The sequence below is a fragment of the Roseimaritima multifibrata genome, from assembly GCF_007741495.1.
Taxonomy (GTDB): domain Bacteria; phylum Planctomycetota; class Planctomycetia; order Pirellulales; family Pirellulaceae; genus Roseimaritima; species Roseimaritima multifibrata.
Window position 1 is genome coordinate 2,835,497 of the sequence record NZ_CP036262.1, and the last position, 19,023, is coordinate 2,854,519.

Genomic DNA, 19,023 nt, shown 5'->3' on the forward strand with positions numbered 1-19,023 from the left:
CGGCGATGCGGCGGGGCTGGTTAGTAGGTGGCTATTGCGGGCTGCTGCACGTCAGGCATCAGGCACTTGAGTGCTTGCAGTCGCATCAAGCGGATTGTTTCGGTTCGTTGAGGGTCGTTTCCCGGCATTTCGGCAAGCATCCGAGCACCTCGGAGCAACGTTTCGGACAGTCGGTACTGAGCCTCTGGTAGCGACGCGGGGACCGCGGAATCAGGAGGAATCGGAAACCAAGGTGCCGTCCGTCGTTGGTGGGGCGCCTGCGGTAAGGCGTATGGATTCCCCTGAACCGAATGAGGCATGGGAAGGGCGGGCGGTGGAAAGGAGCCCCTGTTAGGAATCCCCTTGTTAGGAATCATTGGACCGACCGGTGGACCCTGGTGCTGAGGGTTCGGGCGATTTTGATTCGGCGGTCCAAACTCTTTGCGTGGATCACGCTCCGCATCCTCTCGCTGTCTAGCAGGGGCTGGGCGGACATGCGGAGGAGCGGAGCGATCCATTTCGGGGGCGTCCGGTTTGGAGTTCGGACGCGTTGTTCGCCCACGTGGTGGGTGGGGATCGTTTCGTTGTCGTTTTGAATCGCGGCGATCGGCTGTCGGACGTGAATCTTCAGGATTCAGTTCTGGAAAGTTGTCGACAACGCTGCCACGGTTCCGGACCCCTTTGAGGGCTTCGTCGAGAAGCGGGATGCCCGTTTCGCCAACATCCTTGCCGTTTAGGGCGTCTTGGATCCAGCCTTCAATTTTGGGGTTCGGCTCTGTCGGGGTTGCCTCGGGAAATTCTGCGACTGGGGGAACGACCAGTTTGGTCGCTCCAGCATCTCCGGGCACGTCGATCAAACGAGGTGCCTCTACCGATTCGTTATCCAGGGAATCAATCGATGGTGGATCATCGGCAGGGAAAGCCCACGCCAATGTTCCACATGCTAGCCACAGCGTAACCGCGAGGGATTTGATCATCCGAGTTTAAAACCGTCTGCGAGTTCGGCGTTTTTGATCACGATAGGAATCCCATCGCGGATTTGAACGGGCTCGTCTTCGCCTTGGTTTTCGACCCCGTTATCGTTTACGATACGGCAGTTTTTACCAATCCGCGCGTTTTTGTCCAAGATCGATCCTTCGACGATCGAATTGTCGCCGATTCCCAAGGGGATTTCACTGACCGGTTCGACAAACTTGCTGTCGGTGTAATCGGCACCCATGACGACGCTGTTGCGAATCGTCACGTTTTCTCCGATGACGGTTCGCAGACCGATCACGCTGTTTTCGATGACCGCGCCTTTACCGATTTTGCAACCGTCCGCGATCAAACTGCCAGTGACTCGAGCGTCTTCCATCAAGCTTGGAGGGAGGAATCGCGGCCGACTGTAGACCGGGGCCTGCATGCAGCTGAAATCAAACGGAGCGTCGCGGCGCGCCAAGCTGAGGTTGGCTTCGTAAAAGGCCCGAATGGTACCGATATCTTCCCAGTAATCATCAAACAGATGCAACTGGACACGGCGAGTGCGAATCGCTGTTGGAAAGACTTCTTTGCCAAAATCTTCGTAGTCTGTTTTTTCCAGCAAGTCGATCAAGAACTTCTTGTTGAAAATGTACAGCCCCATGCTGGCAACGCAGTCACGCCCTTTGGAGGGAAGTCCCTGGGCATCGATCCAGGCCGGATCGGTTCGCACCAAGTCGATCTCTTCCTGGGTTTGCGGTTTTTCGAGGAAACCGGTTACGCGTCCGGTGTCGTCCGCTCGCATGATTCCCAGTGCTGAAGCTTCTTTGCGTTCGACAGGAATCCCCGCGATCGTGACATCCGCCTTGTTGTCGATGTGGGTTTTCATCATGTCGCGGAAATCCATGCGGTAGAGTTGGTCTCCCGAAAGGATCACGACATGTTCGACGTCGGCTTGACTGACATAACGCAGGTTCTTGCGGACCGCATCTGCGGTCCCTTGATACCAATCGGTTCCTGCGTCTACCGTTTGTTGGGCAGCCAGTAGTTCGACAAATCCGCCTCGGAAATTGTCGAAGCTATACGTCTGCCGAATATGGCGATGGAGGCTCACCGAAAGGAACTGAGTCAGAACGTAGATCCGGTTCAGTTCGCTGTTAATGCAATTGCTAATCGGGATATCGATTAGACGATATTTACCTGCTAACGGTACGGCCGGTTTTGACCGAATTTTCGTGAGCGGAAACAAACGTGTTCCACGTCCGCCGCCAAGGATCAGAGCAATTGCGTTCCGCATAATGGGCGGTACCTTTCAGTAAAACCGGGGTGTAGGTTGGGTCGACGCCACAATCGTCGACTGGCAGACGAGATTATCTAGAACCCAAATCGTACCAGTTTCCCGGCCGTATTGCATGGGGCGATATGCCGATTCAGCCGAAACCGAACGACTCGCAAGCGGGAGAATGGAAAAGAAGGAATCGCTTCGCTAATTGGCAAAGTTCAGTTGATTTCCCAGCGAAATGCGAGCAGGCGAGCGGCGATTAGCATCACAAATCCCGAGACCAGCAGAACCATCACCTGCGGCCAAAGGTCGGAAACCGGCAGCTCGCGCCAAAAGACTTTGTTGTACCCGTCCAGCGCCCAGGCATTAAACGTCCAGAGCCCGGCGGTTTGCAGCGATTCGCTCATGATGTAGCGAGGGACCATCGACCCTCCGAGGGCGCTCATCGTTAATACAAGTATCACGGACAACCCGTTTAAGGCGCCACGCGTTCGGCACAGCGTTGCTAGTAACAGACCAAAACTGGAGGCGGCCGCTGCGGTCACGATGGTCATCACGATGAAACCGTCCAGATGCCCTGCTAAGTCGACATCGAACATCCAGGCTCCCCAGATGAACATCAGCGTCGTCTGCAAACATCCCAGGCCTGTCAGGTAACACCATTTGCCCAGTAGTAATTGATCCATTGTCAGTCGAGTCGCTAGCAGGCGGTCGAGGGTGCGGTTCTCTTTCTCTTCCAGGAGCACGCCCCCACCGCCGGTCGCTCCAAATAACAAAAACATCACGGCGATCCCGGCTGCATACATGCTGACAACAGGCTTGTTCTCGTCAGCTCGCATGACATCTTCCAGCGTGACCGCGGAGGGGGGACCCTCCGGAGGGCTGGGTTGGACGGTTGGGGCGATGGCCTGCCGCGCGGCGACTTGATTGACTCCGCTGATCGTTTGCTGCACGATCGCTTGCAGAAGCTGTCCGGCGATTGGATTGGACGAATCGGTTAACAGCCTAGCGGTCACCTGCCGTTCGGATTGATCGAGCAGGATGGCCACGGTCACCTCTCCACGTTGCACCAACTGCTTCGCGGTTTCGATCTCTGGCGGATCCGTTGATCGGTGGGAGGTTTCAACCAAGGCGAGCGTTGATTGTTCGGGTTCTGATGCTGCTCCGTTTTCCGCCTTTTCCGCAGGAGCGATCGTCATCCAGCGAATGGCATCTCGGAGGCGAAGTTGTTGAACCACCATCGACGAGATCGGCGACTTTGCCGAATCGATTACCAGTACATTTATTTTCGGAGCCGAATCGCTGCCGGGGCGACCTCCAAAAATCAATGCAAAAACACTGAAGAACGCGATAGGCATCACAAACGTCAGCAACAGCTCCGCTGGGCTGTTCCGTAGTCGCTGCAAGCTGATTTGGATCACGGTCCTGATCATCGTGGCCGTTCGCTGAGGATCGCTAAAGGGAGGGAATGTTTGAGGAAATGCTGGGAACTGAAGATCGAGTGACGGTTAATCGCGAAGTTCGTTCCCTGTCAAATGAAGAAAGACATGGCTTAGAGATGGTCCTTGGATGTCAATGTCCTTCGGGTCGATTCCCGCGATGGTTGCCCGGTTCAGTAAGTCGGGCAGTTCGCTGGCGACGTTCTGGATCGCGGCGGTCCACTCGCCAGGCTGGGGGCCCTGCTGCCAGCCTGGAATTTGCACGGAAGATTCCGCTGGAGCTCGCAAGCGAATGCGGCGTGAACTCCCTACCGTTTGTTGAATCAGGTCATTCAAAGTCCCCGAGGCGATTACCTGGCCCCTGTCAAAAACAACGATTCGATCGCACCTTGTTTCGACTTCGTCAAGTTGATGGGTGGTGAGAACGATCGATGTCCCCGCGTCGTTTAGGTCGTCTAGCATCTCAAAGATTCGTTGGCGACTTTGAGGGTCGACGCCCACGGTTGGTTCGTCCAGGAGGAGGACTTGAGGGCGGTGTAGCACCCCGCAGGCAAGATTGACGCGGCGCTGCATCCCGCCGGAAAAGGTGCCGACCAGATCTTTGCGGCGAGGTTGGAGCCCGGTCCATTCGAGCGCCCAGTCGACCTGTTTTCGCAGCGCTCGCCCTGACAGGCCGTGGAACCGCCCGAAAGCGAGTAAATTTTGCTGAGTCGTTAAATCGACATAAATCGCCAATTCCTGAGGGACCAAGCCAATCGCTTCACGGCCCCCTTGAGGTGGCAATTCTTTCCCGTTTAGGAAAATCTGTCCCGAATCGGGGCGACTGCGTCCGGTCAGGCATCGAATCAGAGTCGTTTTGCCAGCTCCGTTAGGACCAAGCAGCCCCAGGCGTTCGCCGGCGCGCAGTTCTAGCGTGGCCCCGTGAAGGACTTTGTGCGAACCGTAGGACTTATGCAGCCCGTCAGCGTGTAGTGCTAGCGTGGGATTCCCGTTTGTCACGTTATCAACAGAGGTTTGCGTCAAAACCGAGGTAGTCAGATGTCCGCAAAAACCGTTGCTACGTCAATCCCACATAGGGTGACGCTTAGTGATCCTGTTGCCGCAAAAATAGAGCGGAAATCACCCCAAGTGAGGAAATACCATTGCGAGGAAACATCGAACTGCAATGAAGAACGGAGGAAAGAGAGGACGGAAGGCTGCCAAAAATTCGCGTTCCGCTCCACCCCCTAAACCAGCGGCGTGACCGGCGGTGGAGCGTCTGCTTCGATCCCTGGTAGGTTTCCTGCGAGGGGGGTAGGTTTCCTGCGAGGGGGCAGCCCAGTGTTGATAGGAGGCGACGTTTAGTGAACGTCTTCCCATTCTTGATCCTCGTCGTCCGCATATTCTTCTTCCTCCTCTTCGAGGATCTCTTCTTCTTCGTCTTCCTCTTCTTCGACTTCTTCGTAGTCGTCGTCTGGATCGCTCTCGCCGCCGGGAGGAGGATCGCTGGGCTCGACGCCTTGCATGGCGTCCCATTCAGCGATCGTCATGACGACTTCGCGGGCTTTGGAGCCGTTGTAGTGACCGACGATTCCGTCTTCAGCCATGAAATCGATCAGTCGTGCAGCACGTCCATACCCGATGCCTAGGCTTCGTTGGAGCAGGGAGCAGCTTCCACGTCCTTCGCGGATAACCACGTCGACAGCACTCTCGTACAGGTCGTCGCGAGATCGAATCGAATCGGCCGACACCCCATCGCCGCCGCCCTCTTCTTCGGTTTTCAATTTCATCAGTTCGCCAACGAAATTCTGTTCGCCGCCGTCACTGCAGTGGGCACATACCGATTCGATTTCTTCGTCCGATAGGTACGTACCCTGACCGCGAATCAAGGTGCTTGTGCCTGGCCACAGGAATAGCATGTCCCCGTTACCCAGCAGTTTGTCGGCACCATTTTCATCCAAGACGACGCGGCTGTCCGTTTTACTAGCGACCTGGAAAGACAACCGGGCAGGCAGGTTACTCTTGATCAAACCGGTGATCACGTCGACCGTTGGTTTTTGGGTTGCCAAGATCAAGTGGATCCCGACCGCTCGTGATTTTTGAGCCAAGCGAATGATATGTTGTTCGACGTCTTTGCCTGCGGTCATCATCAAGTCGGCCATTTCGTCGGCGATAATCACGATGAACGGCAGATGATCGGGGACGTTTTCCATTTCTTCGCTATCTTCGATCTGCAAACGACGAGCAACCTCATCGCGTCCAAGATCGTTGTAGCTGTTGATGTGCCGGACGCCTGCCTTAGCCAACAAGGAATAGCGTTCCTCCATTTTCTCCACCGCCCAAGCCAAAATCGCTTCGGCTTTTTTCATGTCGGTGATGACGGGATGCATCAGGTGAGGCAGCCGACCGTAGCCGCTTAATTCGACCATTTTAGGGTCGATCATCAGCATCCGGACTTCATCGGGACGGCAGGTCATCAAGATCGAGGCGATGATCGCATTCAAACAGACCGATTTACCGGTACCCGTTCGACCCGCGATCAGAAGGTGAGGCATTTTTGCCAGATCGACGGTCATCGCGTTGCCGGAAACGTCTTTCCCAAGGAACACGGGGATGTTCATTTTGCTGACCGATTGTCCGGCCTCTTCGATCACTTCGCGCAGCCGGACCACTTGCCGATTCTCGTTGGGAACCTCGACGCCAACGGTGTTCTTGCCCGGGATCGGGGCGACAATTCGAACGCTAGGGACTCGCAGTGCAATCGCGACGTCATCGGCCAGTCCGGTGATTTTGCTAAGTCGCAGGCCCGCTTCTAGTTCAATCTCGTACTGCGCAATCACCGGACCGGTTTCGATTTCGACGACTCGAACGTCAAACCCAAAACTCTTAAACGTTTCTTCTAGAATCTTCGCTTTGCGACGGACCTCGCGCAGTTGATCGTCATAGCAGATGTCGTCCGATTCGGTCAGCAGTTCCAGGTTTGGCAGCGAATAATGGTCGACGCTGTCAGGTAGGTCTTCACTGACGCTGTCGAATACTTGCTGACGTTCATCCGCCGTTCGTTTCGGCGCTTTGACTTTTATCTTGGGTTCAGGGTGATTGGGATGCGCCGGGTCTTGACGGAGATTTTGCTCTTCGTCGTTGACGGTTAACGTGCGGGTTTCGGAACCTTCGAGAGGTTCCTCTTCTTCGTATTCCGCGGATTCCGAATCGTCCCATGTTTCGCTTGACGCGGTATCCGATTCCGCGACCGGTTCGTCCGCGGAGGGTTCATCGGCAGCACTGATCTCGGATTCGTCTAATTGACGCCCCCGAATTTTGATGGCTGGTTCGGAATCCGATTCAGCGGCAACAATCGCCGGTTGTGCTTCTGCTTCGCTGCTGCCGTCGCTGGCGCCGTCGCCTACCAGGACTTCGTTATTCTCTTCGGCTCCATCGGTAAACGGGCTGCGATGACGTCGTGGGAATCGCTCGCGGACCCGACGAAGGCCCCCGGCCGAAGCGGCAGCGCTTCCCGCGATCGCTTTTCGGCTGGCGTGCAGCAAAATGTAATCGGTCGACAGCAGGGTTCCAAACAGCAGCAACGTCAGCGTTAGAATCCAAGCTCCGAAAACCGCAAAGTGTTCGCCTAACCAAGTGCTCGTCATCGCCCCCAGGTATCCACCCGCCCCGACGATCGGCATGCCCGCGGGATGCCACGGAGACATCGCGGCAGCGGTCACAACCGCAACCAAGATAATCGAAGCTCCCAACGACCGAAGAGCGGGGGCATTCAGGTCGCCGCGAATGAGCAGATTGGCCGAAAGAGCGCCCAAGCAAAAGACGATCAGGCTGGCGCCAATGCCAGTCGCTTGTAGCATTGCCGCCGAAAAAAGGGCTCCCCAGTACCCACATGCATTGTGGATCGAGGGATTGGTCGGAAACACACTGTTGGTAGGCGAAAAGATCAGATGGATAGGCCAGACAGGTTTATCGATCAGATCGGCAGGATCGTGCGTCACCAACGAAACCGTTAGAAACAGCGCACAGGCCGACAGCGCAATCGCCGCCATATCGCGGCCCATTTGTCGCGGTTCTTCTGACATCGTTTCGTACGGTCCCCCGGATTGAAGTGCAGGCGGTCCTGCCTGTATAGAAGGCTATCGACCATCTCCGTATCGAAGGCCAGTACAGTTGCGTTTGCTAGCATTTGTGGAGTATTCGCAAGAATCGTCAAAAGAACGGAGTGCAATTACCCTCCTTCCTAGCGGCAGGGCGCGAGCCCTCCGGCCCGTTGCGGCTCTTGCGAGAAAGGCCGGACGGCTTGCGCCGTTCCGCTAAGAATTTGCGAGCGCATTCAGCCTTCTTCCTAGCGGCAGGGCGCGAGCCCAATGCCACTTACTTTAAGTCTATTCGGGGGGTGGAGGTTGTTCGGTTTTTGTTTTTTTCTTCTTGCGCAATGACTTTTGGAACTTGGTGGTTTTGGGGCGGCGCGGGTGGGCGATCCGTGGGTAGTTGCGTGGTTCCTTGCGAACTGGAAGCTTGCGTTTGGAGGCGCTGATTAACGCGCTCGTGAATGCTCGTTGCCACTCCTCAAATGTATCGCAGGACTTGCGCAGCAAGTGATCTTGGAAGCTCAGCCATACGCCGCTGAAGCTCAGACGTCGGGGTGTAACCTTGGCAAGTTTCGCCGCACTTCTTCGGAGCTGAGACACCAAGTTGTACGCGACGACCGAGCCCATCAGCTCTTTCATTACCATGTCCACGCTCTTGGCACGGATGTCCTCAGTGTTCATTGTCACTTTGGCATCCCGTATGTCGAACTCCACGTCGTATCGTCGACGATAAAGTTCTGCCAGGCAGGTCGCGTCGAACTCCAGCGAGCTGACCATCGCCAAAGTCGTGCCTCCTTCGAGTTGGACCTCGTGAATGAATACATCCAGGCATGTCCCCGGAGGGATATCGGGATTGCCTTTCAGATCTTTTTTTGTTGGAGTCCATTTGAGCCGGTAGCTCTTGTAGCCTTCGCCTTCATCGACCAGTTCCGCTTTTTTGCGATACGACTTGTACCGCGTCATCGACAGGCGAAACAAGAAATCATGTTTTGCCACACGTGTATGATAAGCCACGCCATAGATGCCAAAACCACTGTCAGCAAGCACAATGCTGTTACTGGGTAGTTCGCCAACAATCTCGCGAGCTTGCTTGGCTTCGCTGGAATTATTGGGTCCGTACATTGGGTCGATTTTGGGGACCAAAATGCAGCCACTTTGCATCTCGGCAGCGACCATTAGCATCGCCACTGGCCAAACCGATTCGCCGTACTGGTTGGTTGAAGGTGGAAAAGCTTTTTTCAGTTCTGGTGTTGGTGGCAGTGTGATCGTGGTTCCGTCGATAATGAAGACGCGGCGGTCATCGAAAGCTCTTTCGGCAGTGCGTCCTAAGTAGTCACAAACACATCGCGAGAATCGCTGGATCGCTTCGAGCGGCAGACGGGTGCGTGCCTTGGAGAACGTGGAAGTATTCTCTCCCAATGTTCCTTCGCGGACACGTTTATTGTCCGGAAAGAGGTCGGTTTGATGGTTCACGGCTTCGGAGACAACTTGACTCAGCGAAGCGCCACCACGTAACCGCTGGAGTATTAACAGCCAGATGGTCGCAGCTTGGCTGTAGACCATTCTGGTGTTGGGGCGATCATCGATATCGAAGATATTTTTGAGCTCAGGAACCCGCAGGATCTGATCGAGAAGTGCCCTGGCAGCGACGAATTGCTCATCAGGCGGATCGGAAGGGTTTGGCGGAATAAGCATGGCAGACCGTCAGAATGGCAGGGGATTGGAAACCTCCTGCAATAGCGCAAATTTTGTTCCATTCGCTCTGTTTAACGAAATTTTCTCCAAAGGAAGCGGCATTGGGCGCGAGCCCTCCGGCCCGTTGCGCCTCCTGCGTGAACATGCCGGACGGCTCGCGCCGTTCCGCTAAGAGTTGCGAGCGCATTCAGCCTCCTTCTTAGCGGCAGGGCGGGAGCCGTCCGGCCCGTTGCGTCTCCTGCGTGAAAGGCCGGACGGCTTGCGCCGTTCCGCTAAGAGTTGCGAGCGCATTCAGCCTTCTTCCTAGCGGCAGGGCGCGAGCCCTCCGGCCCGTTGCGGCTCTTGCGAGAAAGGCCGGACGGCTCGCGCCGTTCCGCTAAGAGTTGGCTTTCCAACGACTACTTGATCCCGAGGGCTCGGGTTCCCTGCTTGGCCTGGACCATTGCTTTTAGCTGGTCCGACAGTTCGTTGGCGATGGCTGGATGTTCCTTCGCGACGTTGGTTTGTTCCCCCACGTCGGTCGACAAATCATATAGTTCGTTCGGCCGCTTTTTGTTCCCTTGGATAAATTTCCATTGTTGGCGGCGAATGGCGGTGCTCCTTCCCGACTCTTCCAGCATGACCGTCAGTCCGTCGGGTGAGCTGCCGAGGAACGCGGGCATGGTGTTTCGGCTGTCGATCGCTTGTTCTGCGGATAATTCGATTCCTAGCAAGCTGGCAAATGATGCGATGAAATCAATTTGATTGACCATTGCATCCGAATGCCCCGGAGTGACCTTGCCCGGCCAACGGATGATAAGAGGAACCCGTGTCCCTCCTTCGTAAGGTTGGTACTTACCGCCCCGATAGGGACCGGACGCATCATGTCCTCGATCACTTTCCTTGGTCGAGGTAAGCACGGTGGTCCCGTCTTCGTAGCCGTCGTCGTAAACAGGTCCGTTGTCACTGGAAAAAATCACGATGGTGTTTTCGGCGAAACCATTCTCCTCTAACGCATTCAGGATTTCGCCAGCGGCCCAGTCCAGTTGGACCATTGCGTCTCCGCGAAAATCAAGTTCCGACTTGCCTTTGAAACGGGGGTGAGGTGCTCGCGGGACATGAATGTCTTGCGAGGAGAAGAACAGGAAGAAGGGTTTCTCTGCCGAACGGGAATCGATGTACTTCTTCGTTTGCTTGACAAACTCATCCGCCATCGTTTCGTCGTTCCACAATGCGGATTTACCACCGAACTGATAGCCGATTCGTCCGATCCCATTGATGATCGAAAAATCGTGCCCGTGGCTGCTTTGGTAGTACGTCATCGCCGAGCGATCTTTTTTGCCATCCGGGTACTCGGTCACATTGGCACCGTCTGGTTTTTTGCCCACGTATAGCGGGTCGTTAGGATCTAGGTTCACAACGCGATGGTTTTCAACGTACACGCAAGGGACGCGATCGTTTGTCGACGGAAGCAGAAAGGAATAGTCAAAACCGACTTCCAGTGGTCCTGGTTTGACATCGCCATTCCAATCGACAGGGTCTTTGCCGTTTCCCAGACCAAGATGCCACTTGCCAACGATGGCGGTTTCGTATCCCGCTTGTTTGAATAGGCTTGGTAGCGTGAACATTTGTGGTTGGATCGTCAACGGAGCATTGGGGGGCAGGACGCGAACCCCGTGACGAAAACCGTGGATACCGGTCAGCATCGAAAATCGAGAAGGGGTGCAGGTCGATGCCGAGCAATGCCCATCGGTGAATTGAAGTCCTTGACCGGCCAATCGATCGAGATTGGGTGTGGGGATCTTTTTAGAACCGTAAGCTCCAAGGTCCGCGTATCCAACATCATCGCCGTAGATGATCACAACATTCGGATGTTCGGCTGCGGCGGCATAAGAGGAAAACCCAAATACAACTGCAAGGGTGCACGCCAATAAGCGAATGGGAAAGGCATTCATGATGGGATTAGCTTTCGAAAGGATGAGTCGTGAAAGAAGGCCGGCGAGGATCATGTACCGAGAGTGCGGCGACATAACCTGGAACCGGTTGAAAGACGAAGGCATGCCAATCGGTATCTTTGCCATGCTGGTCCGAATCGATGCGAACGGTTGGCTGTGAACTTTCTAGATCATGGAATGCAAATTCATCCAGCGGCATGGTTAGGCCGGTTCCAATCGCTTTGATGAAGGACTCTTTTAATGTCCAGATTTTAAGGAAGGCGCTTGTTTGCTCGGCGGGAGGGCGGGCGAAGACCCATTCTACTTCGCTTTTCGCGAAGTAGCGTTCAGCGAGCCGGATGTCGACTTTTCGACCCGTCGATTCAACGTCGACGCCAACTTGCTGGTATTCGCCAATCGCACACAGGACCATTCCCGTTGTATGAGCAACATTAAAGCCTAATTGCTGCGGCGAATCGAGAAGTGGTTTTCCATGAGGGGAAAACCGAAAAGGGATGGATTCTGGGGCGCAGTTCAGTTTTGCACCCAGTAATCGCCGGGCCATCCCTCGGCCGACGACAAATTGGTTCGCGGAGGTCGGTTTGCGAAACAGCGTTGCTCGCTCTGTTTCTTCAGCGCAGAGGGCTTTGCGGCAGTCCGCTTCAAGAGGCCCCGGCGACTCCGCCGAAGCCTCTGCATACCAAACCTGGACAGCCATACCGCTTATCCGTTATTCAGCCGGAGTTGCATCAGCAGGCTTGTTCTCAGGAGCTTTGTCGCCCCCTTCTTTCTTTTCTTTCAGCTCGTTGAGGAAAACGGTAAGACGATCTTTCATTCGTCCTTCAGAGGTTTCAACGGCTTCGGTTTGAGCGGCAATCGCGGAATCAATGTCCCCGTTTTGCTCGTGCAGATGGGCGATCGTATCGAGCATGAATGGACGTGCTTCGGCGTCCAGTTCTTTGATCGAAGATTCACTGGCGGCGATTGCCTTTTTGATCAGGGCTTTATCGACGTCGGTGTTTTGGCTTGCCTGGTAGATGTACCAAGTAACTCCATTGATGGTATTCGGATCGGAGACGTCATCCAGCATCTGATTCGCTAGGGCAGAGAATTCTTTGCCCTTGTCGGCGGCTTGGGCGTACAACCCAAGTTTCAGTTGCTGCAACTGTAGGGCTCCGCTTTCGCCCAAGGTCTTCGGATCGATTGCATCGATAGCCTTGATCGCACCATCGGCGTTACCGCGGCGGGCCATCATCATGATTTCAGTCATTTGCTCTTTGGCTTTGAACTCGGCCAAGTAAGCATCTCGATCCCATGAATCGCCAACAACTTTTGCCAGCGGTTCATCCATTTCCATTGGGTGGCCGATCCATTCGATCTGGCCGGTCTTGCCAACGATGAAAGCGGTTGGGATACCGTTTTGGTTGGACGCACGCATGTAGTCGGTCTGGCAAGATCCGTCAGGGTCGGTGGTCAGGCTGTAGGCGCTGGTCAATTGTCCAAAAGTCTCTTCTTTCCCGTCATCTTCGCTGCTTGGGACTTTGCGTTCCAGGAATTTTTCGACCGTGTCCAGGTCTTCGTCGCTGATGCTGATTAAGCGAACGCCTTTGTCTTTATATTTCTTTTGAGTTTCTGCCAGATGTGGCATCGAAGAGACACAGGGACCACACCAAGTCGCCCAGAATTCGACAATGTAGACATTTCCTTTTTGGAAATCGGTGACTGGTTCAAAGTCCTTAGATACCCAGTACTCAATATTCAGCGGAGGAGCGACACTGCCGATGGTCATCGGAGTCGGTTCAGCTGGTGCCGTGACTTGGGCGGTCGGGGCTCCGGCGGCTGCGTCCTCGGGAGGCAACTTCAACGCAGGTGCGTCAGAAGCATCCGGAGTTTTCGGAGCCGGTTCGCCTGGCTCAGGGGCGACCATCTTTGGTGCGGGTGTCTCCGGAGCGGCTGGCGCGGGGGTGGATGGTTCGGGAATGACCATCTTTGGTGCGGATGCTTCAGCGGCTGGTTCCGGCGTCGCTTCAGGTTTAGCGGCCTCTGGAGTGCCCTCTTCAACCGAAACTACCGGATCGGCGGTTGGCTCTTCAACGGGAGTGGAGGAGTCGCAACCGACTTGGAAGCCTAGCCCGAGAGCCAGGAGAGTGGACAGCCATAGAGCACGCATTCGAAATTCTCGCAGTTTTTGGAGGGGAGGTTCGGGGAATCGGATACCAGCTTGATTCGTCCCGAACTGTCAGTTTAACCGTCGCCGGCAGAAAGTAGCAAGCGACCCGGGGAGTCTGCTATGATTGCCCTTTGTGGCGGCGAAGCGGCACAGATGGACTCTTCTATTCTTCTCTTCTTGGTCGGGCTCCGAACGCTATGGTACTGAGACCTTGGAATTCGATTTCGAAAGATTCGCAGGGCCGCGGAGGATTTCAGTTTTCCTTCAAGACTTTTATGGTCTGTTTCACCGCAGCGATTGTCATCACCTGGGCCGTGCGCGAAGGTTTACGCGGGAGTGAGATCCTGTTTGCGTTGATCGGCGCAGTCTTGATTGTTTTTAGTTTTTTCACAATGGCGGCCCTGTTGTTTCTGATTGGTTGGGTCCCAGCGGTGATCGCCAAGCGGTTAGGAGTACCGATCGAAGACCGAGACCCCTACGGACGAAACGCGGCCCCGCCGGAAATCCCCAATTCGATTCCGACGCCGACAACAGAAGGCGTACCCGTGGAATGAGGTTTGCACTCTATAAATCTTCGCCGGTACCGAATGATGCCAAGGCACGCCCAACGCGATTGCTTGCCTTGTGCCCATTGGTTTATTGCTTATTTGCGCCGTTGTCCGCCACTTCGCAGCAAATCGATCCTCGCCAGAGTTCTGATTCGTTGCCGCAGGGGAGTCTGAGCAACGAGCGTAACGACCTGGAAGTTGGAATCGTTAAATCGTCGGACTGGCGGGTAACGCTTCCGTTGCAATCGCGGATGGCGGATGGTTTCACGGTAGATATCTTCACGATCCCGGCGAATTCGATTGGGTACCGTCCAGTTCATATGACCGCGAAATCGACAACAACATTCCCCTCCGAACGAACGTTGGAAGTCAGTTTTACTCCACTAGATGATAGGAAAACGAAACGTTTCGAATCGGGGATCCGCAGTGTGGTTACGAGCTCCCTTGTGCTGACGCAAGGAGATTCGGTGGTCTCGAAGGATTTCTACCTCCCGCAGTACACGTTCGATTCTCGCTATTTGATCCAAATTCGCGAAGCGGGCCAACTGTTGGCTGGGTATCAAATCATTGCCGGAAGCGCGAAATATGCTGTCCCGTTGGATTTGTTGCCATACCAAATCGGAGTTCTACTGCCTCGCGAAATATTGGTTGACCCTGTCGCGGGCGAGCAACCGCCGGAATGGACGGCGGTTCCTGAATTGGAAAATCTGCTCAGAGAAGTCGGAAATTTCCGTTATCGGGGGGCGATTCAAGGTCCTCGCGGAATCGCTCCGGGGGATAGGCATTCGATGGATTATTTTTTTCAGAGGGTCAGCAAGTTTAGCGATTCCAGGCAGGACGTCCGTCGCAATTCATTAAGGCAAATCTCGCCATATTTCGGAGCGGTCCTTGATGAAGACGAATTGTGGGATTCGTGGCTTGGGTACGACGGCTTGGACGTGCTGTTATTGCCGCTTCCGATGCTGGAAAGGGTTGCCTTGGAATCACCCAAACAATTCCATGCGATTCAGGATTTCGCGGCGGCTGGCGGAACGCTGTGGCTTTATGGTGCGAGTTCGGCAGACGCTGCGAACGGACTGTTTGCGTTAAATAAATCGACAAAATTGATGCAAGATAGGCTCTTCGAGGCGGCTCGAAGTGATTTGTCCCCGGCGGAAATTCAGCGGCTTCGCGATCATGTTTGGATCCGGGAATATGTTGCCGGCAGAATCGTCTTAATACAGGATCCGTATCCCTTCCCCGGATCAAAGCCGGAATGGAAAACGTTGCTGGGAATGAATCAAAGCCGCTCAACAGCGATGATTCGTCGCGGGGTCGATTCAGCGATAGGGGACAATCGATATTGGAACTGGGTGCTGGCCGACGTCGCGAAACCGCCGGTCTTTTCTTTTCTTGCCCTCTTGGGACTCTTCGCATTTTTCGTGGGGCCCGTGGCCTACTACGTTTCCAGTCGGTTGTCGCGGATCTATTTGATGCTGGTTGCCGCACCCGTTTTTGCATTGTTGACCACAATGGCGATGGGCATTTATGGGTTGGTTTCCGATGGCCTTGGGTATCAGGGACGCGTGCGTCAGGTGACATGGGTCCACAGTGCATCAGGCCGAGGACTGGAGTGGTCGCGAGCAACCTATTTTGCCGGAATCCAGCCGACCGATGGATTGCAGTTTCCGGCTCAGACAGCGGTCTATCCTTACCCCCAGGGAGCTGAGGGGCGGCCTCGCTTCGCGGCGCCAGATTCGACCGTCGGTCAGATTCGTTTAACTCCCGACCAACAGATCTTTCAGCATGGTTTTTTGCCCGGTCGCGAGCAACGACAATTTGTAACGTTTGCCCCGCAAGGCGGTTTAGGTGGCATTCAACTTTCCGTCTCGGATGCTGCCTCGGACGGAGCACAAACGGCCACCGCAAAAAATCGTTTTCCTTATCCGCTAAGAAACGTCTTGCTGCGAGACCTTCAGGGGACTTATTGGTTTGCCGAACAGGTCGATTCATCGGAGCAGGTTTCACTTGAGGTCCGAGACGAAAGCGAGATCGCTGCGATCGTTCGCCCCATCTACACCGAAACGATGCCGGAATTGCCAGAAGGTTTTCAGCGAAGACGCTCCAATCAAAATGGATACCGCGGTGCCGACCGTCTTTCTGCGACGCTGAGTGGTTTGCCTTCTTCATCGCAGGGATTACAGGATGGGATCGTCGAAAACCGGCTTCGCGAGTGGATGCAGACGACAGGGAATCTGCCTGAGGGCAGTTTCACCGCAGAGGCGGATGTCACCGAAGCGATCGTTGCACGTCCGCAAGCGAGATTGTCGGACAGTATCCATTTTGTGATTGGGACCTGGGAATGACAGTTGGCTATCACCGGTTAGATGCTGGAGGGATTCGACTTCAGCAGTTGTATCGTATCTTCGGCCGGACCGTTGCCGTTCAAGACGTCAGCTTCCATGTCCCGAAGGGGAGCGTGTTCGGGTATATCGGACCAAATGGAGCTGGGAAAACGACCAGCATGCGAATTCTGGCGACGCTTGATTTGCCAACGTATGGCGATGCATTTGTGGATGGTTTTTCCGTTATCCATGATCCGGAACTGGTCCGTCGGAAACTAGGGTTCATGCCCGACGCGTTTGGTAGCTATCGAGACGTTAGCTGCTGGGAATACATCGACTTCTTTGCCCGTGCATACGGGTTGATCGGCAGGGAACGCCAGAAACGCCTTGAATGGGTGACAGACTTTACCGGAATTCGAGGGATGCAGCACAAGCCAATCAGTGGGCTGAGCAAAGGGATGAAGCAGAGGCTCTGTTTAGGCAGAGCCCTCGTTCATGACCCCGCCGTATTGATTTTGGATGAACCGGCTGCAGGACTGGATCCTCGAGCTCGGATTGAACTGCGAAATATGATCGGAACATTGGGGGCTGAAGGCAAAACGATCCTGGTCAGCAGTCATATCTTGACCGAGCTAGCGGAGATGTGTGATTCGATTGGGATTATCGAACAGGGCCGTCTGTTGGCCACGGGATCGGTCGAAGCGATTCAAGAAGCGCAAAGAAAGACCCGCGATATTCGGTTGCGGGTGGTTTCCGATCCGGTCGCGGCTGAAAAGTGGTTGACGCTTCATTCCGACTGTCAGTCGATTTCTGTAGCCGGAGATACACTTCGTTTCGATTTTAGCGGAGACGAAGAAGCGCAGGCCGACTTGGTTGCTGCTCTCATTCAGGACGGCTGTCGAATCAGCGAAATTCACGCTCATCAGAAAAGTTTGGAAGATGTCTTCTTGCATGTCACCGAGGGGCTGGTCCAATGATCACTGAGTGGCGGGAACGCTTGCTGCGCTGGGAGGCGTCGTGCGAACGACTGGGCGATTCATTGAATCCGATTCTGGTAAAAGAGACTCGGCAATCTTTAAAGAGCCGCCAGTTTCTGGTGACCTTTTCACTGTTACTGTTAGCTTCTTTTGGCTGGTCGGTCGTCGGCAGCATGATGCTGATGCCGGGGCTGTACTACAGGCCTTCGGCGGCTCCGATGCTGGTGGGGTATTACTTGTTGCTTGCGGTGCCGATGTTGTTTGTCGTTCCTGTCGCTGCCTACCGTTCGTTGGCGGTCGAGATTGACGATGGGACTTTGGAGTTGCTTCGGGTGACCACTTTGTCGCCGATGCAGATCGTGATGGGCAAGTTTTGCAGTGCCCTTTTGCAAATGATGCTTTACTTCATTGTCCTGATTCCATGTGTCGCCTACGCCTATGCCCTACGGGGAATCGATTTTCCGACCTTGGCGGTTCTCTTGTCGCTGGTTTTGTTGGCCGCGATTCAATTGACCATCTTTGGGCTGTTTCTCGCGCCAGTTCCTTCCGGGCGAACAGGCCAACTGACGGCACTATTCGCTTTGGTTGGGGTTCTGTTGGTTGCGGAATACCTGATCGGTACTCAGGCAATCGCATTAATTCAGCAGGCCAACGCGATGTCCACTTGGGTACGCGCGTTCCTCTCTTTTAGCGGCGTCGCGATTGTCGCCAGTACGAGTTACGTCTTTATGACCGCCTCGGCGGCTTTGTTGGCGCCTGCGTGTTCCAATCGGTCCACTCGAGTTCGAGCTGCGTTATTGATACAGCTGACGGTCGTTCTTGGGTTGTTTGGCTATGTCGTGGTCGAAAACCTGCAGTTTGCAACTTCAAATCAAGGGTTGTTAGGTTTGGGGAGTGTCATCTTTATGATCCTTCCCTGGGTTGGAGTAGGGTATGCGGTTTACTGGGCATTGCTGGGTTCCATGATGGCTTCTGAATCGGGGGACCTGACGCCGCGTGTCCGCCGTGGATTGCCCGCTTCGTTCCTGGGGCGGCTGTTTCTGACATTGTTTATTCCGGGACCGGTTACCGGTTTATTGTTTGCAGCGACAGGGGCTGCGATCGCAATGCTGTTTGTCAGCGGAGGGCTGTACTACCTGCGTCCAGCGGGGAGCCCGCTGCAGGACGTTGTCGCGAATGTTTCGCTGGCCGTTTTTGGGTACTTGGTTCTGCTGCTGACATTGGTCCGCTGGAGTGCTGGGGCGCTGCGGCGGTATGCCGTTTTTCGACCTGCCGTCGGGTTGGCGTTGCTGTCGATCATCGCGCTATTATGCTGCATAATTCCCTATGGCATTTATATGGTCTGGGCCGACTATCCATCGCGTCCGACCTATTCGAAGTGGCAGCTTGCCAATTGGCTGTGGACCATTCAGCAAATCGGCAACGGTCGCCGTGATTTGCATTGGATCGTTTTTTCTGGCGGGGTTTTTTGTCTGCTAGCGCAAGCAGCTTTTCTGGGACGTGGGACGTTGACTCAAGTACTGCCAATCCCCGAACGCGTGCGGGTTGAACAGCAGCGGACCGCTGACGACGAAGATTAACGCTGCGGCTGCATTAACGCTTCGGCTGCAACGAATATTGGGAACGCAATCATTCCACCCCACAAAAAAACGTTTGTGTCTGTCGA

The 19,023-nt window shown here is 54.8% G+C and carries 13 protein-coding genes; 4 read left to right on the forward strand and 9 right to left on the reverse strand.

The window, feature by feature from the left end; translation table 11 throughout:
- Nucleotides 1-20 precede the first annotated feature (20 nt).
- The 9 genes from FF011L_RS10385 to FF011L_RS10425 all read right to left on the reverse strand — a co-directional run bounded on the left by FF011L_RS10385 (nt 21) and on the right by FF011L_RS10425 (nt 13,508).
- Nucleotides 21-956, reverse strand: coding sequence for a hypothetical protein (locus FF011L_RS10385; protein ID WP_145351613.1), 936 nt, complete (start codon nt 954-956; stop codon nt 21-23).
- Nucleotides 953-2,233, reverse strand: a complete 1,281-nt coding sequence (locus FF011L_RS10390) for a glucose-1-phosphate adenylyltransferase (protein WP_145351614.1) — start codon at nt 2,231-2,233, stop codon at nt 953-955. The genes FF011L_RS10385 and FF011L_RS10390 overlap by 4 nt, the downstream gene beginning before the upstream one ends.
- A gap of 203 nt (nt 2,234-2,436) precedes the next feature.
- The gene (locus FF011L_RS10395; protein WP_246109848.1) at nt 2,437-3,639 is read right to left on the reverse strand and encodes an ABC transporter permease; all 1,203 of its coding nucleotides are present in this window, start codon (nt 3,637-3,639) and stop codon (nt 2,437-2,439) included.
- Between the two features lie 87 nt (nt 3,640-3,726).
- The gene (locus FF011L_RS10400) at nt 3,727-4,680 is read right to left on the reverse strand and encodes an ABC transporter ATP-binding protein (protein ID WP_246109849.1); all 954 of its coding nucleotides are present in this window, start codon (nt 4,678-4,680) and stop codon (nt 3,727-3,729) included.
- Nucleotides 4,681-4,997: 317 nt separating this feature from the next.
- Nucleotides 4,998-7,721: a DNA translocase FtsK gene (locus FF011L_RS10405; RefSeq protein WP_145351617.1), complete on the reverse strand. Its 2,724-nt coding sequence runs from the start codon at nt 7,719-7,721 to the stop codon at nt 4,998-5,000.
- A 303-nt stretch (nt 7,722-8,024) separates the two neighbouring features.
- Complete coding sequence (locus FF011L_RS10410; protein WP_145351618.1) at nt 8,025-9,425, reverse strand: IS4 family transposase; 1,401 nt, start codon at nt 9,423-9,425, stop codon at nt 8,025-8,027.
- 398 nt (nt 9,426-9,823) lie between these two features.
- On the reverse strand, nt 9,824-11,359 hold the full coding sequence (locus FF011L_RS10415; protein ID WP_145351619.1) for a sulfatase family protein: 1,536 nt from the start codon (nt 11,357-11,359) through the stop codon (nt 9,824-9,826).
- A gap of 7 nt (nt 11,360-11,366) precedes the next feature.
- Entirely contained in the window at nt 11,367-12,056 is a 690-nt protein-coding gene (locus FF011L_RS10420; protein WP_145351620.1) for a 4'-phosphopantetheinyl transferase family protein, read from the reverse strand.
- A gap of 12 nt (nt 12,057-12,068) precedes the next feature.
- Nucleotides 12,069-13,508 (reverse strand): TlpA disulfide reductase family protein, encoded by a 1,440-nt coding sequence (locus tag FF011L_RS10425; RefSeq protein WP_145351621.1) that lies wholly within the window; start codon nt 13,506-13,508, stop codon nt 12,069-12,071.
- A 275-nt stretch (nt 13,509-13,783) separates the two neighbouring features.
- Here FF011L_RS10425 and FF011L_RS10430 point away from each other — a divergent pair, with 275 nt between their 5' ends.
- From FF011L_RS10430 to FF011L_RS10445, 4 genes are read left to right on the forward strand one after another with little or no spacing between them, the layout of a single operon-like run.
- Nucleotides 13,784-14,062 carry a hypothetical protein gene (locus tag FF011L_RS10430; RefSeq protein ID WP_218933120.1) on the forward strand — a complete coding sequence of 93 codons (279 nt, stop codon included), beginning with the start codon at nt 13,784-13,786 and terminating at the stop codon, nt 14,060-14,062.
- Nucleotides 14,059-16,401, forward strand: coding sequence for a hypothetical protein (locus FF011L_RS10435; RefSeq protein ID WP_145351623.1), 2,343 nt, complete (start codon nt 14,059-14,061; stop codon nt 16,399-16,401). Before FF011L_RS10430 ends, FF011L_RS10435 begins: the two co-directional genes overlap by 4 nt.
- Nucleotides 16,398-17,357, forward strand: coding sequence for an ABC transporter ATP-binding protein (locus tag FF011L_RS10440; RefSeq protein WP_145351624.1), 960 nt, complete (start codon nt 16,398-16,400; stop codon nt 17,355-17,357). Before FF011L_RS10435 ends, FF011L_RS10440 begins: the two co-directional genes overlap by 4 nt.
- Nucleotides 17,354-18,937 carry an ABC-2 transporter permease gene (locus tag FF011L_RS10445; RefSeq protein ID WP_145351625.1) on the forward strand — a complete coding sequence of 528 codons (1,584 nt, stop codon included), beginning with the start codon at nt 17,354-17,356 and terminating at the stop codon, nt 18,935-18,937. Before FF011L_RS10440 ends, FF011L_RS10445 begins: the two co-directional genes overlap by 4 nt.
- Nucleotides 18,938-19,023 lie beyond the last annotated feature (86 nt).

Excerpts from the sequence above, each read along its gene's own strand:
- FF011L_RS10390 (WP_145351614.1), bottom strand. The coding sequence starts at position 2,233 with ATGCGGAACGCAATTGCTCTGATCCTTGGCGGCGGACGTGGAACACGT.
- FF011L_RS10410 (WP_145351618.1), bottom strand. The coding sequence starts at position 9,425 with ATGCTTATTCCGCCAAACCCTTCCGATCCGCCTGATGAGCAATTCGTC.
- FF011L_RS10425 (WP_145351621.1), bottom strand. The coding sequence starts at position 13,508 with ATGCGTGCTCTATGGCTGTCCACTCTCCTGGCTCTCGGGCTAGGCTTC.
- FF011L_RS10385 (WP_145351613.1), bottom strand. The coding sequence starts at position 956 with ATGATCAAATCCCTCGCGGTTACGCTGTGGCTAGCATGTGGAACATTG.
- FF011L_RS10420 (WP_145351620.1), bottom strand. The coding sequence starts at position 12,056 with ATGGCTGTCCAGGTTTGGTATGCAGAGGCTTCGGCGGAGTCGCCGGGG.
- FF011L_RS10405 (WP_145351617.1), bottom strand. The coding sequence starts at position 7,721 with ATGTCAGAAGAACCGCGACAAATGGGCCGCGATATGGCGGCGATTGCG.
- FF011L_RS10440 (WP_145351624.1), top strand. The coding sequence starts at position 16,398 with ATGACAGTTGGCTATCACCGGTTAGATGCTGGAGGGATTCGACTTCAG.
- FF011L_RS10435 (WP_145351623.1), top strand. The coding sequence starts at position 14,059 with ATGAGGTTTGCACTCTATAAATCTTCGCCGGTACCGAATGATGCCAAG.
- FF011L_RS10430 (WP_218933120.1), top strand. The coding sequence starts at position 13,784 with ATGGTCTGTTTCACCGCAGCGATTGTCATCACCTGGGCCGTGCGCGAA.
- FF011L_RS10415 (WP_145351619.1), bottom strand. The coding sequence starts at position 11,359 with ATGAATGCCTTTCCCATTCGCTTATTGGCGTGCACCCTTGCAGTTGTA.
- FF011L_RS10445 (WP_145351625.1), top strand. The coding sequence starts at position 17,354 with ATGATCACTGAGTGGCGGGAACGCTTGCTGCGCTGGGAGGCGTCGTGC.